Consider the following 14281-nt stretch of genomic DNA (forward strand, 5'->3'; position numbering starts at 1 on the left):
CTTTTCATTTGAACTTCAAGAAGGAGGAGACTTATGTTACAGACATACAAATCCTATACCAGACGGACGCTGGCTATGCTGCTGGCAGTCCTTGTCGCAGTCGGCGCATTGTTTTCCGGCAGTTTTCCGGTTCATGCAGCCGACGGCACCATCAGCTATAAGGCAGGTGCCAATATCCCTTACGGCAGCTATTTTACCTCCCGCATGAGCTTTGACGGGAGCAATACTGCCTACTGCGTGGAACCACTGAAGAAAACACCTTCCTCTGGTTCCTATTCCTATGACCTTTTAAGCCAGAACTCCCCGCTCAGAAAAGCGCTCTACTACTTAAACGGCGGTTACGGCTACGATAAAGTCGTCAAGGATAAATATTTCAGTGGCTGGAGTGATGATAACAGCTATGTCATCGGACATCTGGTTGTCGCTTACATCTATGCCGGTAATTCCGCTGACACCGGAGCTTTCCATGGCGCCCCGCAGTCCTATATTGATAAAGCACTGGAAGTAGCCAGTGCCATTCAGGGACTTCCGAACCCGCCGGAAGGCTTCCGGGCATTCATCGTTCCGGGACAGGGCAGCCAGACCATTGCCGGAAGCTGGTATCAGGTTCCAAACGGCTGGATCGAACTGAAAAAATCTTCTGCCAACGGAAGCGTATCGGACGGGAATCCGAATTACAGCTTAAAGGGTGCTGTGTATGGGATCTATCAGGGTGAGAAGCTCATCCAGAAACTGACCACTGATGAAAACGGGTATGCCAGATCCGGCGAACTGGAGGAAGGCGATTATACCATAAAAGAGCTCTCTGCTTCCAAAGGCTACATTGTAGACACCAAAGCTCACAAAGTCACCGTAAAAGCAGAACAGACTTCTGCTGCAAACGTAACAGATATTCCGCAGAATAATCCCATGAATCTGGTGCTTGAAAAGCTGGATGCCGAAACAAAGAAAGCCTCCCCACAGGGAGCAGCTTCCCTTGCAAACGCAGAATTTACAGTCAAGTTCTATACCGAGCAGTCTGACAGTGATCCTGCGGAAGCTGGAAAGAAACCGGCACGTACCTGGGTATTAAAAACAGATGTTTCCGGAAAGATGCATTTTACCAAAGATTCCTTTGTAAGCGGCGATGCCTTTTACTATACCAGTGATGGCAAGACCGTCTGTCTTCCGCTCGGTACCATAACGGTACAGGAAAGCAAAGCCCCTGCCGGATACCAGCTCAATCCAACTGTCTTCGTACAGAAAATTACAGGTGACGGTAAGCAGGAAATGGTTTCGGTATACCAGTCTTCTACCATAGAAGAATCTGTCATCCGTGGCGGAGTGAAGATCCAGAAACGTGACAGCGAGACCGGAGAAGCAAAACCGCAGGGTTCTGCCACTTTGGAAGGTACTGTCTTTGCGATCACTACGTTAAATGAAAATCCGGTATTAGTAGACGGAACATCCTACACGAAAGATCAGGTTGTCCTTACACTTACTGCCGATAAATCCGGTTCTGCTGCAACTGCAAAAGATGCTCTCCCATTCGGACATTACCGTGTGGATGAAACAACTGCACCTTCCGGTTATCTGAACAGCGGAAAGATCTCTGTAGAATTTGACATCACAGAACAGGGAAAAATCGTGGAACTGACTGCAAAAGACAATTCCATCTCCAATCAGGTCATCCGCGGGGATCTGGAATTTGTCAAGATTGCTGACGGCAGCCAGAACCGTCTGGCAAATGTGCCATTTAAGATCACTTCCAAAACAACAGGCGAAAGCCATGTGATTGTGACAGATGCCAACGGTTATGCCAGCACTTCCTCCAAATGGAACAAACATACCGCAAATACCAACCGGGGTGAGTCTTCGGAAGACGGCATCTGGTTCGGCACCTCCAAACCGGATGATTCCAAAGGCGCTCTCATTTACGATACTTACACTCTGGCGGAACAGCGTTGTGATTCCAACAAAGGCATGGATCTTTTAACCTTTGAAGTCAAGGTTTATAAGGATTCTGTTCTGATACAGGTTGGAACTCTGACCGATGATGCCATTGAGATCGGCACGACTGCTCTGGATGCCGAGACCGGTACACACATGAGCCAGCCGGCAAAAGAAGTGACCATTGAAGACGTTGTGGAATACGAAGGACTGAAAAAGGGCCAGAAATACAAACTGACTGGAACCTTAATGGATAAAAAAACCGGGGAACCAATCCTTGTGGATGAAAAACCGGTGATTTCTGAAACTGAATTTACTGCAAAGAAATCCTCCGGCTCCGTCAAAGTAACCTTTACCTTTGATGCAACTTCCTTAAAGGGAAAAACAACCGTTGTCTTCGAGGAATTATATCAGGATGAGATGCAGCTTGCAGTCCATACCGACATCAACGATGAAGACCAGACCATCTATTTCCCGGAAATCAAGACTACTGCGAAAGATGCGGACACGAACTCCAATATTTCCTGTGCAAAGGAAGAAATCACGCTGGTGGATACGGTTTCCTTTAAGGGGCTGGTTCCTAACCAGAAATATGAAGTGACTGGAACTCTGATAGATAAAGAAACAAAGAAACCAGTCGAAGCAGACGGAAAACCGGTGACAGCAAAAGCATCCTTCAAGCCAAAAGAATCCGCTGGTACGGTAGATGTTACCTTTACCTTTGATGCCAGCTCCTTAAAAGGGAAAACAGTAGTTGTCTTTGAATCCCTGGCTTACAAAGACAAGGAAGTTGCCGTACACACAGACATTGCGGATGAAGGACAGACTATTTACTTCCCGGAAATCAAAACCACTGCAACAGATGCTGCTTCCGGCACACACTATGCAAAACCGGAAAAAGAACTGACGCTTACAGACCTTGTGGAATACAAAAACCTGATCCCAGGCAAAGAGTACAAGCTGACAGGAACACTCATGGATGCGGAAACCGAAAAACCTTTCGATGTGGATGGCAAAGCTGTGACTGCAGAAACAAGTTTCACTCCGGAAGAAGCTAACGGCAGCGTAGAGCTTTCCTTTACCTTTGATGCCTCTGCACTTTCCGGAAAAACGCTCGTGGCATTTGAAACAATGACTTTTGAAGATCACGAAGTAGCGGTACATGCGGACATCAAAGATGCCAACCAGACCATCTACTTCCCGGAAATCAAAACCACAGCCAAAGACGGCAGTGACGGGGATCAGGATGTCTCTGCTTCCAAGGAAGCGACTATCGTAGATACGGTCACTTATCATGGTCTGATGCCTGGATCTGAGTACAAAGTCATCGGAACCCTGATGAATAAGGAAACCGGAGAGGCTTTGTTAAAAGACGGAAAACCAGTTACCGCTCAGGCAGAATTTAAAGCAGAAAAAGCTGGCGGCTCTGTGGAAGTTACCTTTACCTTCGACGCTTCTGCTCTTGCCGGACAGGATGTGGTTGTCTTTGAAAAGCTCTACTATACAGACGGAAAAACCGAGCATGAGATTGCTTCCCATGAGGATCTGAAGGATGAAGGTCAGACCGTACACATGACGGAGCTTCCGAAAGAACCGGAGACGCCTCCGGTAGCTCCGCCTGTAAAGACCGGCGATGAGACGCCGCTTCTCCTGTATGCCGGAATCGCCATAGCTGCACTTGCAGGTGCAAGTGTCCTGGGCATCGTTTACTTCAAACGCAAAAAGAAACATCAGTAACTCATAACGAAGACTCCTGCAGGCAGCTCCCACATGGAACTGCCTGCTTCTTTAGTAGGTGATGAATATGAAACACCCCCACTGCAAGACAGATGCCAAGCACATCCGTCATTTTCTGAACCTCTGTGAAGGGAACTGGCACTCCTGTATCTACGTCTGGTGCCGCACTTGTAACGCACAGGAAAGCTGTGAGAACTCTGGCTTTTTATTCCATCCGGATGAAACGGGAAGCCCCTGCATCCTCCCTCTTTCAGATGCAGCGCTTTTGTTTCCCCGGATACCGGAGCCAACCGAATGTACCGGAAGCATGAGCATTGCTGCTTTTACAGAGCTTTATCTGCCCTATCTGGCCGCTCAGAAGCTGCCTTTAAAGCCATGTCCCATTCCGGCACTGCTCCGGCTTCAGGAGAACCAGCAATATGACTGGTAACAAAAAGTTGCACTTTCAGGCTCTTATACGTACAGGATATGTAAAGAAAGGAGGCACTGCCTATGTTAAACGTAATTTCAATCATCCAATGTATCGATCAGGTCTTTACGAACCTGATATTTATTCCCATGATTTTTGTCCTGTATGTGAAATTCCGTCCGAAAAAGCCATGGACCAGAAGGCGCAGGAACACTTACCTGCTCTGTCTGGTACTGATCAGCTTATTCCTGCTACGGATTTTCTGTGAGAAGTTCATCTTTACACCGGTTAATTATCCACGTTTCACAGACAGCGGCTTATTCCCGCTCATCCGAGCAATTTTCTATCCCGGCATCTGAAAAATGGGGATTCGTGCCATTTAGTCCGAATCTGGGATCAGTATCCGCTTGCGTCCTATGGGAATTCATCACCTGCTTACTTACAATATAAGTATACAGTACGTACTGGTTATTCACGTACACGTTACGTATCGTGTATGTACAAGCGAGGTGAAAACAGATGAAGAAACCAAAAATCATCCGCTGCCCTTACTGCGGCGGAACAGCAATATTAAGAGATGCATCCTTTGTATATGGAACGCATTCTCATGGCGGACAGGTTTATGTCTGCTCCCACTATCCATCCTGCAATTCCTATGTCGGGGTACATCCGGGAACCAAGATACCAAAAGGAACGCTCGCCAACCGGGAGCTTCGTCAAAAGCGGATTCAGGCACATCGAATTTTCGATCAGATCTGGCAACAGGGCATCCTTTCCAAACCGGAAGCATATCGCTGGGTGGCAGATAAGTTCTGTCTGACAGATAAGCAGGCTCACATCGGACAGTTCAGCAACTATATGTGCGACCAGCTCATTCGGGAATCCGCAGATGTTTTAAAGAACAACCATATTCCCTTCCGCCTCCGGGCAGCCAGCTGAAAGGCGGTGATTGATGATGACCTTACCACTAAATAAAAAGCAAAAACAACTGGTGGAAAAATCCATGGATCTGGTTCCGATCATGATTCGTTCCATGACCCGCACCGCTGCCTATGTAACTGAGGAAGAACAACAGGAATTATGTCAGATTGGATATCTGGCTTTGTGCCGGTCGGCTGTCGGATTTGAGGAAGGAAGATCATTCCAGCCTTATGCCAAAACTATCATCCGTCATGCCATCTTTGACTACTGGCGGAAAATTGCCCGTGACCGCTCCATGCTCTGTTCTCTGGACGAAGCATCATCTGAAGATGAACATCTCCATTATCGTGATTTGTTTTCCTACGAGGATACACAAACAACTCACCCGGAAAAGGACACAAACCAGACCTTGCTTCTTGAGCATTTAACCCAGCTTGGCACCGGACAGTCCTCAACTATTCAGAAGGGAATTGTAGCCCTCTATCTGCAACAGCAGGGATATACCAGCTTTGACTTGGCAAAACACTACCAAGTACCAGCCAATCGTGTACGGGCATGGCAGAGCAAAGCACGGAAACTATTACAGCAGGATGATGCACTCTATGCACTTCTGACTTAACCTTGAAGGAGGGAACTTTTATGCTGACACTTTATACTGCTGTCGGAACCTTAAAATTTCAAAAAACGACAGGCGGAAAATCCATTCCTCTTGTAATCAACGATGGACAAGAATATGGACTATCGGATGACGAGCTGCTGCTCTGGAGCTGTCTTGCCTTCCAGATTCTGACGCTCCATGAACTCCAGGATGCCTATACCCTGCGCCAGATACAGAAAGAAGGTCCGAAAGGCTTATCCTTCCAACACTATCTGAACCGACTTTCCTTACGCGGTCTGGTTGTAAGCGGAATTGGACTGACAGGGGTGGATGCCTTATATCGCCTTCTCGGCAGTCTGACCATTATTCCCTTGAAGGATACCTTTCCCATCCGGCTCTTTGGCTGCGTTCAGCTTTATCTGGAAGGAACTATTGGTGCAAAAGAGTTTGGCAGATATTTAAAGAAGAAACCCTCTTCACCGATGGAAGATACCATTCTGAAGCTGGCTGATAAGGTATCCCTCACGACCGCTGAGCTTGTCACAAGTATGGAGCAGGAAAAAGTAATCCACAACGAATCGGATATTATGGATGAGTTATACACAGAACCGGAGACAACTTACCAAACACTTGTGGATGATGTCCAGATTCACCATACCCAGTATCCAGTGCTGCAGGCTATTGCTAATTTGTACCTGAATAAACAAATCACATTTCATACATGTTAAAGGAAGGAACCTTATGCCAAAACCATTTTTCACAAAGCTGGTTGCCATCAGTGCAATCGGCTTTTTCTGTGTACTTTTTGGGTGCATCTTCGGGATCGCCACCCATGACCGGCTCTTTATCCTCATGAGCCTCCTCATCGGAATCTGCAGCATCTTGCGTGCACTCAGTTTCTACCACCTGATCCATACACATGCTTATCTGTCACTGGACGTAAGCTGCACGAAACGGGAACAGACACTCTTCGGGAAAAACCAGCAATATTGGTTTGCCAGTGATAACGGAAAGGAATACGCCTTCTCACTGGAAAAGAATATCAAACTCCTAGAGGGACATCGGTATCGGCTGTACTTCCGGAAACCACAGCAGGGAACAGGGCAATCGATGCCATGTGCCGGAGATATTCTCGGATATGAAGAACTCACCGATCAACTGCCGGAACTTCCGGATACATCCGTTTAGATAGAAAATGAGCCGCCCGTACTGTGGTATGCTACCCTCATATAGGACAATGAAATATAAAAGTCCTATATGGGGGTATTTTCATGTTCAGAAAGAGTAAGATAGAACCAGTAGAAAAAGTAAAAATAGTCGAACGCTACCTTGCAGGAGAAATTGGCATACAGCAAGCAGGAAAAGAATTGGGAGTTGACCGTCATAGTATTCGAAATTGGATTTCTATTTATCAGTATGATGGACCAACTGGATTACTCAATCAACCGAAAAACAAATCTTATTCAAAAGATTTAAAAATATCTGCTATAAATGATTATCTTAACGGAGAAGGATCTCTTCAGGATATTTGCACAAAATACGGAATTCGTTCACACAGACAGCTTTCCGATTGGATTAAGGTGTATAATTCTGGTGGAATATTAAAAACATCCACTGGAGGTGCTTACATGAAAAAGGCAAAGAACACTACACTTGATGAGAGATTAAAAATAGTAACAGATTGTCTTGCAAATGATAAGAATTATGGTGCAATGGCACTCAAATATGATTGTTCCTATCAACAAGTTCGCAATTGGGTAATACGATACGAAAAGATGGGTCAAGCGGGTCTGGAAGACAGACGTGGACGTCGTATAGCTTCTCTTCCAAGCAGAACACCTGAAGAAGAGCTACGTGACAAGATAGCTGAACTGGAAAGAAGAAATCTAGACTTACAAATGGAGAATGATCTGTTAAAAAAAGTCAGAGAACTGGAAAGGAGGGGTCGCTATCTTTAATCCATCGGTTAGCCGAATATGAAGCCATCCAAAAACTATCGTCTACTAAGCATTATCCCATAGATAGACTTTGTAAATATCTTAATGTTACACGTTCTGCGTATTACCGCTGGGGAAAATATCCGAAAAGTAATAATGAACTTCGAAACGAAAGACTATCCACTGAAATCCAAAGGATTCATCACCAGCATCCAGATATGGGATACCGAAGGATTCGTGATGAATTAGATGGACATAAAGGAATTCATGTGAATGATAAACGAGTACTTCGTATTTGTAGGAAATACGATATAAAATCAAATATTAAATGGAAACCTAAGAGTTGTACCAGAGGAGACAGAAATCCTGATCACATAGCAAAAAACTATTTACACCGTGAATTTCACGCCGAAAAACCGAATGAAAAGTGGCTTACAGATGTTTCTGAATTTAAATACTACAACGGAATAGAAGTTCATAAAGTTTATCTGAGTGCTATTTTAGATTTATATGATAGAAGGATTGTTTCCTTTAAAATCAGCGATCATAATGATAATCCATTAGTTATGGACACGTTTGATGAGGCTGTTCGTCAGGAGCCAGATGCACACCCATTAGTTCATTCTGATCGAGGCTTTCAATATACAAGCGCACAGTTTTATACTAGATTAAAAAAACATCATATGAAGCAGAGTATGTCTAGAGTTGCCCACTGTATTGACAATGGACCAATGGAAGGGTTTTGGGGAATTCTAAAACGAGAAATGTATTATAAACAGCGTTTTAATGACAGAAGCTCTTTGATTACTGCGATAGCTAATTACATAGATTACTACAACAACCAACGACTTCAAAGGAAACTGCATGTAATGACACCAATGAAATATCATGAGCAATATACAAAAGCAGCATAAAATATCGCCAGCCATAGCATGGCTGACGATACAAAAATTTATTATTTTTTATTGTCCTCTTGACGGGGAGCATACCACTGCATCACCCCTACAGTTCTGGCGGCTCATTTTATTATAAATAACCTCTCTTATTTCTATCAAACAATAGTGTTTGTATCCGCTTCAATGCCATGAGCATTTGCTCCGGGAATGTCTTAGTTAAACTTGAAAGAATTAGATTTTCATTCTCATTACACAAATATTATTAGATAACCAATTCAGAAATATCAATGCTCGTTTTATAGTTTTGTTTTACTCCGCCAGGAGAAGTAATAAAAATCGTAGCATATTCCCCATTTTCATAAAGGGTAATTTCTTTTATATCTTTTTCTTCATCTTGGTTCGTAGTATCGCAATAAAATTTTATGGTATATTTAGGGTTCATACCTATGCTTTTTTCTGTCTCTTTCCATGATTTTATATTTAAAGCAGAAATAACCTTGTCTATATTATGCTTATCATCATACTTTACCAGCAATTCCTTATTTGCGGCATCATATATCTCTATAACTTTTACACCTTTTACATAATTGTCCATTCTCTGCCTTTTTCCGCCCCGCCAGATACCTGTGCCGGTATTTCAGCTCTGCATACTCTGTGATCCGTTTCATGTAGACTGCATCATAAGCTCCGCCTACAGCACCAACCACCGGAATTCCCTGTAAGAACTTCATATACAGAAGCTCTTTTGACAAAGCTCCCGCCGTTTGTTCGATCTGCTCCTTATCCTGATACTCTTCCGGCAGTATTCCGTTTCTGATAAATTCATTTACTTTCCCGTCAATCTCACAAAGTGTATCCCCATAGGATACTGCTCCCCGGATCAATAATAAGATAAAATATTTTTCTTCCCTGCTTTCATAGCTGTATCCATACTGCAGAGCAGTCTCATAAATATTCTTTAAAATCATCCCTGTAAATACCGGAATATCCGGCAGACCGATTCCCAATACGCCCATCCCGATTCCAGACACACCGGATAGCAGTAAATTCTTTGTTCCCGTATCTCTTGCCTTTTTAGAAAAAGAGCGGAGGGATTTGGAATTCTGCTTTACATCCGCCATATACTGCCGCACCTGATAATCCTGCTCCAGTTTTGTCCGCTGATACGTCTTTTCAATAACCCCGGTTCCTTTCTCGAAAATCAGAGCAAATGCCTTCGCAAAAGCGGTATCCAATGTTTTCTGAAGTTTCGGCGGTATCTTTTCCTCCAGTTTCTGATTCAGAATGCTCTCCCTTTTCTCTGAACGCTTCTGAAGGAATCTCTGCTCCTGTACTTCCAGCTTTTCCCACTCCTTCTGAAGCGGTGTCCTTTTATCAAATAATCGCATCTTAATACACCTCCGCACCAAACGGCATCAATGCCAGTTTCGCCAGTTTAAACTGCTGTAAACCAAACGGGATTCCGATAATCGTCACACATAAAGCTGTACCCAACGCCAGATGCTCCAGTGCAAGAGGCAGACCGGATACAATCAGCCAGATGATATTCAAAAGGAACGAACCAGCTCCGCCACCATACTGCACCTCTTTTCCAAAGGGGAAAAAACTAAGCGCCGCAAATTTAAAACACTGCATCCCCACCGGAATCCCCACAACGGTAATACACCAGAGACAACCTGCCAGACACCAGCTCAGCCCACTGACTGCGCCGCCAAACACAAACCACAACACATTTCCCAGGCATCCCATATGCTACACCTCCCCATTCATCCGATTTTTCACATCAGCAAGTATCTTTTCTATCCGGTTGATGGCATCATCCACCTGTTCTCTTGCATCTGCAATCTTGCTCTGCACCATATAATCTGCCACCAGCCCGTCCAGAAAGAAATCCGCAAAGGAAAGGAAGCTGCCGATTTCCATGCGCAGATCCAAGGAAACCTGCACATCTCTTAATTCTCTCTGAAAACGCTGAATATCGCTTTTCGCCTGTTCCATCAACGCAGCTGCGTCATTCATTTTAGAATGCTTCACAAAGTCACTGATAAAGCCTCCTCCAAGCATATCAAAAATGCCCCAGTTTCTCGCACTTCCCAACTTATCCCTTGCTGCGTAAAGGCTCTGAAGCGCCCGCTCCCCTGCCTGTACTGCTTCCTGCATTTCCCGTTTCATCATTTCGTTACTCATCGTTTATCCTCTCTTTCTTTTTAGCAGACTATTGCGGCAGATTTTCTATATTTCATAATAAAAAAAGACTCCTATCATGACCTCTGCCACAATAAAAGTCTTGCTATCTCATTTGCTACGGGTATCTCTCGATACCGGTTGTCGGTTACAAAACCACCTCTTTCAAGGCGTTCAGCTACTCCCTTTTTTGCTTGAGATGAATATAACATATTGGAAATAATTTGTCAAATCATGCATTTTTCTTTTCCAACCGTTCCGCTTCTCTGGCAAATACATGCGAGATATCAAACAGTTCCGGTACATCTGATATGGTACACACATTCACACAATAATTGAGCCATGGAAATTCTTTTGTCATCTGATAAATAACTGCCATGGCTTTTGCTTCTGACATTGCTTCCACCGAATGATATCCCGATCCCTGAATATGCTCAAATCCGTTTGCTTCAAAAAAGTCCCTTACATCCGCATATGCATTATGCCAGTCACCTTTCGGATAATATTCCTTTAGTGCTTGTGTATTCAGGTCAAAATTGATGCCTTTCCTCTGTAAGCTGTCCATCTGTTAGTTCCTTATAAAGTCTGTAATCAGGTTCTCCTTTTCTGTTCCGTTATACCAGAAACACTCTAACAAATTCTCTGCAATTCCTACGGAGTTTTTCAACTGAAAGATTGCTGCCCAGAATCTTCCATAGTCCTGCTTGCGTCCCCGGTCAAGATAAATCCTGCTTCCAAGGGCTTTGACTGCACAGCTTAAATCCTCCTGCTCAAAAATCTGATCTGCCTGTTCACACATCTGATTTACCGTTTCCGGAGCGAGCTTGCTTGTATCAAATTTAAGTTCTACTTTATACATTATACTCATCCTTTCATACAACAAATGACTGAGTGACTCTTCTCTTTCTACTGTAATTCTACCATGAAACCTATATAAAGTCATTCCCCATTTTCACTTGCTTTAATATAAATTTTTCCTTTTATTTTGGAAACACAATCTCCACACAGAACTCATTCCCTTCTATCCGGGCGCTGATTTTCCCATCCATACGAAGTACCAGCTCTTTCGCAATTGATAAGCCGAGACCGCTGGAAGTCTTACTGCGTGCTTCATCCGCTTTATAAAACCGTTCAAACACCTGATCTACATTTATTTTTTCCACATGACATACTTGATTTTTTATCTGTATCCGGATGTTGTTTTCAACTTCTTCCAGTGAAATACTGATTTTCTTCTCCCCGTGATCCAGTCCGTTTTTTATGATATTCTGAAAAATTCTCTGGATTCCCTGTTCATTTCCGTTCATAAACAGCAGTTTATCTGTAATCTGTATCTCCGGTTCAATTCCTCTGCCCGTCCATTCATCGTAGTAGGAAAATATGGTATCTTTCAAAATCTTGTTGATACAGCAGGATGACATTTCCAGATGAAAAGAATCGTTTTTAAGTTTTGTAAAAGTAAATAATTCTTCCAGCATTTCTTTCAGGCTGCCGATTCTCTCCTGTATGATCTTCATATACCGTCTCTGCTCTTCCTGGTCTTCACAGGTTTCCATTAACTGAAAATATCCGTCAAGGGATGTCAAAGGAGTACGGATATCATGTGAGAGATTTGTATATGTATCCGAAATCATCTCCTCTTTCTTCAAGTATTCCTTCTTTTCCCTTCGCTTCAGTTCCAGCCATTCGTTTAAAACATCTGCCAACTCACCAATGCCTCCAAAATCCATTTCTCTGGTAATCAGCATGTTGCTGTCGTGCTTCATCAGAAACGACAACTGGCGGCAGATGTCTTTCACCTGCCGCTGGTATTTCCAAAATAACATTCCTTGTACCAGTATCACTGCTATCAATAGCACGAACCCTAGTTTTATCATTTAGATATCTCTCTTTCTGAATACCCATGCTGTCAGTAATGTAACCACGATTCCGAACGCCGCCGCAATCACAACTGCCGTCAGGCATTCCTTATTGGTCGGTGACATGGATAAAAGTGCAATCTTTCCTGTCACTGTATATTTCAAAATCTGGAAATTCTCCACACCTGCCTTCTGGATCAAATGATTGATCACTCCGTATAAGACAATCATGGTATTCATGCACAGGCAGATAACAATCGTCATGCTGAACACGTTGCTGTTCAAAACCACCGCAATCGCCATACTGATTAGTACCAGTGCATAATGAAGCAAAATCTGAATACCAAAGTATCTCAGCAACTCGCTTCCATTCCCCCACTCCAGATATCCGAAGTACATCTGCTGTGCAATAATCTGAATGATGAAATAAAGCAGCATGGTAACAGTCGTATACACAAACAACACGGAAGCTTTGGAAAAGATCAGGTTTCTCCGGCTCCTTACCTGCCCGCCGATATTTTTAATATAACCGCTTCCTATATCTGCACTGGAAAACAGCACTGTAAAAATCACCAGAAACAACGCCACAAACTTCGCCTGCAGGTTTGCATATACCTGATCAAAGACCGTTACTTTTTCTCCCGGCTGTGTCGGCAGGAATACGGACATTCCCATATTGATGGTTTCTGGTTTCACTGTTTCTGCAATGTTTTCTGTCTGCTGTTGTTCCGCTTCCTTGTTCATCGTATCAATATCCAGTTTCGACATGGATGTGGAGAAGAATATAGCTGCCGCCATCACAATCCATACCACATACATACTTTTTGTCCGGACCATCCGGTACAGATCCATTTTTATCATATTAAGCATTTTGATTCCCTCCTGTCAGATTCAAGAAATAGGTTTCCAGTTCTTCACTGGTAATGGAAATTCCATTGACCAAAATTCCTGCTTTTGCCAGTTCCATATTGACATTGGCGCTTTCATTCAATCGTTCAAATATATGGATATGGCTCTTATCTGTAACCTGATAGTTGGTAAATCCCATTCTGTCCAGAATCGGGACTGCCTGCTCCGGATGGATTAACTCTATTTCAATCCGTTCACTGCAGCGTTTCATCAGTTCTTCGCTTGTCAGCTCCTGCAGAAGACTTCCATTATGGATAATTCCATAATCCGTTGCAATCTTAGATAATTCCTCTAAAATATGACTGGATATCAAAATCGTCATATTCCGTTCATCTCGCAGTCTCTGTATGGTATCACGCACCTCTGCAATTCCCTGGGGATCAAGCCCATTGATCGGTTCATCAAGGACCAGGAGATCCGGCTCCCCGACCAGTGCCAGCCCGATTCCGAGACGCTGCTTCATTCCAAGGGAAAAATGTTTCGTTTTTTTCTTTCCGACACCTTCCAGTCCGACCGTCTCTAAGATATCTTCGATGTATCCCTTTTTCCGAATACCAAACAATTCACATTTTATTTTCAGGTTTGTATATGCATTCATGTTGCCATACAGCCCCGGTGCTTCAATCAGACACCCCACACGAGAACGAATCCTCTCCAGTTCTTTTCCTTTACACCCGAACATCTCAATCTCTCCGGCTGTCGGTCTTGCAAGTCCACTGATCATCTTCAGGCAAGTCGTCTTTCCCGCACCGTTCCGTCCGATAAATCCATAGATAGCACCCTTTTTTATGTGAAGGTTTACTTTATCCACTGCCTTATGATGACCATACTGCTTCGTCAATCCATTTGTACTTAATAACAATTCACTCAATGCTTTCATCTCCTTTTCTTATCTGCTGTTA

At 43.7% G+C, this 14281-nt stretch carries 18 protein-coding genes; 9 read left to right on the plus strand and 9 right to left on the minus strand.

Features of this window, described 5'->3' with window-relative positions:
• The first annotated feature begins 33 nt into the window (after positions 1–33).
• From BQ5364_RS15545 to BQ5364_RS18195, 9 genes are all read left to right on the plus strand, one after another.
• Positions 34–3666, plus strand: a complete 3633-nt coding sequence (locus tag BQ5364_RS15545) for a VaFE repeat-containing surface-anchored protein (protein WP_023921579.1) — start codon at positions 34–36, stop codon at positions 3664–3666.
• A 61-nt stretch (positions 3667–3727) separates the two neighbouring features.
• Positions 3728–4096 carry a hypothetical protein gene (locus BQ5364_RS15550; protein ID WP_136017835.1) on the plus strand — a complete coding sequence of 123 codons (369 nt, stop codon included), beginning with the start codon at positions 3728–3730 and terminating at the stop codon, positions 4094–4096.
• A gap of 62 nt (positions 4097–4158) precedes the next feature.
• Positions 4159–4434 carry a hypothetical protein gene (locus BQ5364_RS15555; protein WP_008373818.1) on the plus strand — a complete coding sequence of 92 codons (276 nt, stop codon included), beginning with the start codon at positions 4159–4161 and terminating at the stop codon, positions 4432–4434.
• Between the two features lie 160 nt (positions 4435–4594).
• Positions 4595–5014, plus strand: coding sequence for a DUF3268 family zinc-finger domain-containing protein (locus tag BQ5364_RS15560; RefSeq protein ID WP_005333505.1), 420 nt, complete (start codon positions 4595–4597; stop codon positions 5012–5014).
• A 13-nt stretch (positions 5015–5027) separates the two neighbouring features.
• Complete coding sequence (locus BQ5364_RS15565) at positions 5028–5615, plus strand: sigma-70 family RNA polymerase sigma factor (protein ID WP_005333504.1); 588 nt, start codon at positions 5028–5030, stop codon at positions 5613–5615.
• Between the two features lie 20 nt (positions 5616–5635).
• Positions 5636–6322, plus strand: coding sequence for a hypothetical protein (locus BQ5364_RS15570; protein ID WP_005333502.1), 687 nt, complete (start codon positions 5636–5638; stop codon positions 6320–6322).
• A gap of 13 nt (positions 6323–6335) precedes the next feature.
• Entirely contained in the window at positions 6336–6782 is a 447-nt protein-coding gene (locus tag BQ5364_RS15575; RefSeq protein WP_005333500.1) for a hypothetical protein, read from the plus strand.
• A gap of 83 nt (positions 6783–6865) precedes the next feature.
• Positions 6866–7552: a helix-turn-helix domain-containing protein gene (locus BQ5364_RS18190; protein WP_021651303.1), complete on the plus strand. Its 687-nt coding sequence runs from the start codon at positions 6866–6868 to the stop codon at positions 7550–7552.
• The gene (locus BQ5364_RS18195; protein ID WP_226851847.1) at positions 7552–8445 is read left to right on the plus strand and encodes an IS3 family transposase; all 894 of its coding nucleotides are present in this window, start codon (positions 7552–7554) and stop codon (positions 8443–8445) included. Before BQ5364_RS18190 ends, BQ5364_RS18195 begins: the two co-directional genes overlap by 1 nt.
• Positions 8446–8689: 244 nt before the next feature.
• Here BQ5364_RS18195 and BQ5364_RS15590 read toward each other — a convergent pair whose 3' ends face one another.
• The 9 genes from BQ5364_RS15590 to BQ5364_RS15630 form a co-directional block, all read right to left on the minus strand.
• The gene (locus BQ5364_RS15590; protein WP_005333498.1) at positions 8690–9022 is read right to left on the minus strand and encodes a DUF5301 domain-containing protein; all 333 of its coding nucleotides are present in this window, start codon (positions 9020–9022) and stop codon (positions 8690–8692) included.
• Positions 8979–9815, minus strand: coding sequence for an EcsC family protein (locus BQ5364_RS15595; protein ID WP_005333496.1), 837 nt, complete (start codon positions 9813–9815; stop codon positions 8979–8981). The genes BQ5364_RS15590 and BQ5364_RS15595 overlap by 44 nt, the downstream gene beginning before the upstream one ends.
• A 1-nt stretch (position 9816) precedes the next feature.
• Positions 9817–10176, minus strand: a complete 360-nt coding sequence (locus tag BQ5364_RS15600) for a YccF domain-containing protein (protein ID WP_005333494.1) — start codon at positions 10174–10176, stop codon at positions 9817–9819.
• A gap of 3 nt (positions 10177–10179) precedes the next feature.
• Positions 10180–10614, minus strand: a complete 435-nt coding sequence (locus BQ5364_RS15605; RefSeq protein WP_005333491.1) for a hypothetical protein — start codon at positions 10612–10614, stop codon at positions 10180–10182.
• Positions 10615–10843: 229 nt separating this feature from the next.
• Positions 10844–11176, minus strand: coding sequence for a hypothetical protein (locus BQ5364_RS15610; RefSeq protein WP_005333489.1), 333 nt, complete (start codon positions 11174–11176; stop codon positions 10844–10846).
• A 3-nt stretch (positions 11177–11179) separates the two neighbouring features.
• The gene (locus BQ5364_RS15615) at positions 11180–11470 is read right to left on the minus strand and encodes a hypothetical protein (RefSeq protein WP_022415108.1); all 291 of its coding nucleotides are present in this window, start codon (positions 11468–11470) and stop codon (positions 11180–11182) included.
• A 121-nt stretch (positions 11471–11591) separates the two neighbouring features.
• On the minus strand, positions 11592–12488 hold the full coding sequence (locus BQ5364_RS15620; protein ID WP_005333486.1) for a sensor histidine kinase: 897 nt from the start codon (positions 12486–12488) through the stop codon (positions 11592–11594).
• The gene (locus BQ5364_RS15625; RefSeq protein WP_005333484.1) at positions 12489–13340 is read right to left on the minus strand and encodes a DUF2705 family protein; all 852 of its coding nucleotides are present in this window, start codon (positions 13338–13340) and stop codon (positions 12489–12491) included.
• Entirely contained in the window at positions 13333–14259 is a 927-nt protein-coding gene (locus BQ5364_RS15630) for an ABC transporter ATP-binding protein (RefSeq protein WP_008373911.1), read from the minus strand. Before BQ5364_RS15630 ends, BQ5364_RS15625 begins: the two co-directional genes overlap by 8 nt.
• Positions 14260–14281 lie beyond the last annotated feature (22 nt).

The sequence above is a fragment of the Coprococcus phoceensis genome (assembly GCF_900104635.1).
GTDB lineage: Bacteria > Bacillota > Clostridia > Lachnospirales > Lachnospiraceae > Faecalimonas > Faecalimonas phoceensis.

Excerpts from the sequence above, each read along its gene's own strand:
- BQ5364_RS15565 (WP_005333504.1), top strand. The coding sequence starts at position 5,028 with ATGATGACCTTACCACTAAATAAAAAGCAAAAACAACTGGTGGAAAAA.
- BQ5364_RS18190 (WP_021651303.1), top strand. The coding sequence starts at position 6,866 with ATGTTCAGAAAGAGTAAGATAGAACCAGTAGAAAAAGTAAAAATAGTC.
- BQ5364_RS15545 (WP_023921579.1), top strand. The coding sequence starts at position 34 with ATGTTACAGACATACAAATCCTATACCAGACGGACGCTGGCTATGCTG.
- BQ5364_RS15550 (WP_136017835.1), top strand. The coding sequence starts at position 3,728 with ATGAATATGAAACACCCCCACTGCAAGACAGATGCCAAGCACATCCGT.
- BQ5364_RS15620 (WP_005333486.1), bottom strand. The coding sequence starts at position 12,488 with ATGATAAAACTAGGGTTCGTGCTATTGATAGCAGTGATACTGGTACAA.
- BQ5364_RS15560 (WP_005333505.1), top strand. The coding sequence starts at position 4,595 with ATGAAGAAACCAAAAATCATCCGCTGCCCTTACTGCGGCGGAACAGCA.
- BQ5364_RS15625 (WP_005333484.1), bottom strand. The coding sequence starts at position 13,340 with ATGCTTAATATGATAAAAATGGATCTGTACCGGATGGTCCGGACAAAA.
- BQ5364_RS15605 (WP_005333491.1), bottom strand. The coding sequence starts at position 10,614 with ATGAGTAACGAAATGATGAAACGGGAAATGCAGGAAGCAGTACAGGCA.
- BQ5364_RS15595 (WP_005333496.1), bottom strand. The coding sequence starts at position 9,815 with ATGCGATTATTTGATAAAAGGACACCGCTTCAGAAGGAGTGGGAAAAG.
- BQ5364_RS15615 (WP_022415108.1), bottom strand. The coding sequence starts at position 11,470 with ATGTATAAAGTAGAACTTAAATTTGATACAAGCAAGCTCGCTCCGGAA.
- BQ5364_RS15570 (WP_005333502.1), top strand. The coding sequence starts at position 5,636 with ATGCTGACACTTTATACTGCTGTCGGAACCTTAAAATTTCAAAAAACG.
- BQ5364_RS15590 (WP_005333498.1), bottom strand. The coding sequence starts at position 9,022 with ATGGACAATTATGTAAAAGGTGTAAAAGTTATAGAGATATATGATGCC.
- BQ5364_RS15555 (WP_008373818.1), top strand. The coding sequence starts at position 4,159 with ATGTTAAACGTAATTTCAATCATCCAATGTATCGATCAGGTCTTTACG.
- BQ5364_RS15610 (WP_005333489.1), bottom strand. The coding sequence starts at position 11,176 with ATGGACAGCTTACAGAGGAAAGGCATCAATTTTGACCTGAATACACAA.
- BQ5364_RS15600 (WP_005333494.1), bottom strand. The coding sequence starts at position 10,176 with ATGGGATGCCTGGGAAATGTGTTGTGGTTTGTGTTTGGCGGCGCAGTC.
- BQ5364_RS15575 (WP_005333500.1), top strand. The coding sequence starts at position 6,336 with ATGCCAAAACCATTTTTCACAAAGCTGGTTGCCATCAGTGCAATCGGC.
- BQ5364_RS15630 (WP_008373911.1), bottom strand. The coding sequence starts at position 14,259 with ATGAAAGCATTGAGTGAATTGTTATTAAGTACAAATGGATTGACGAAG.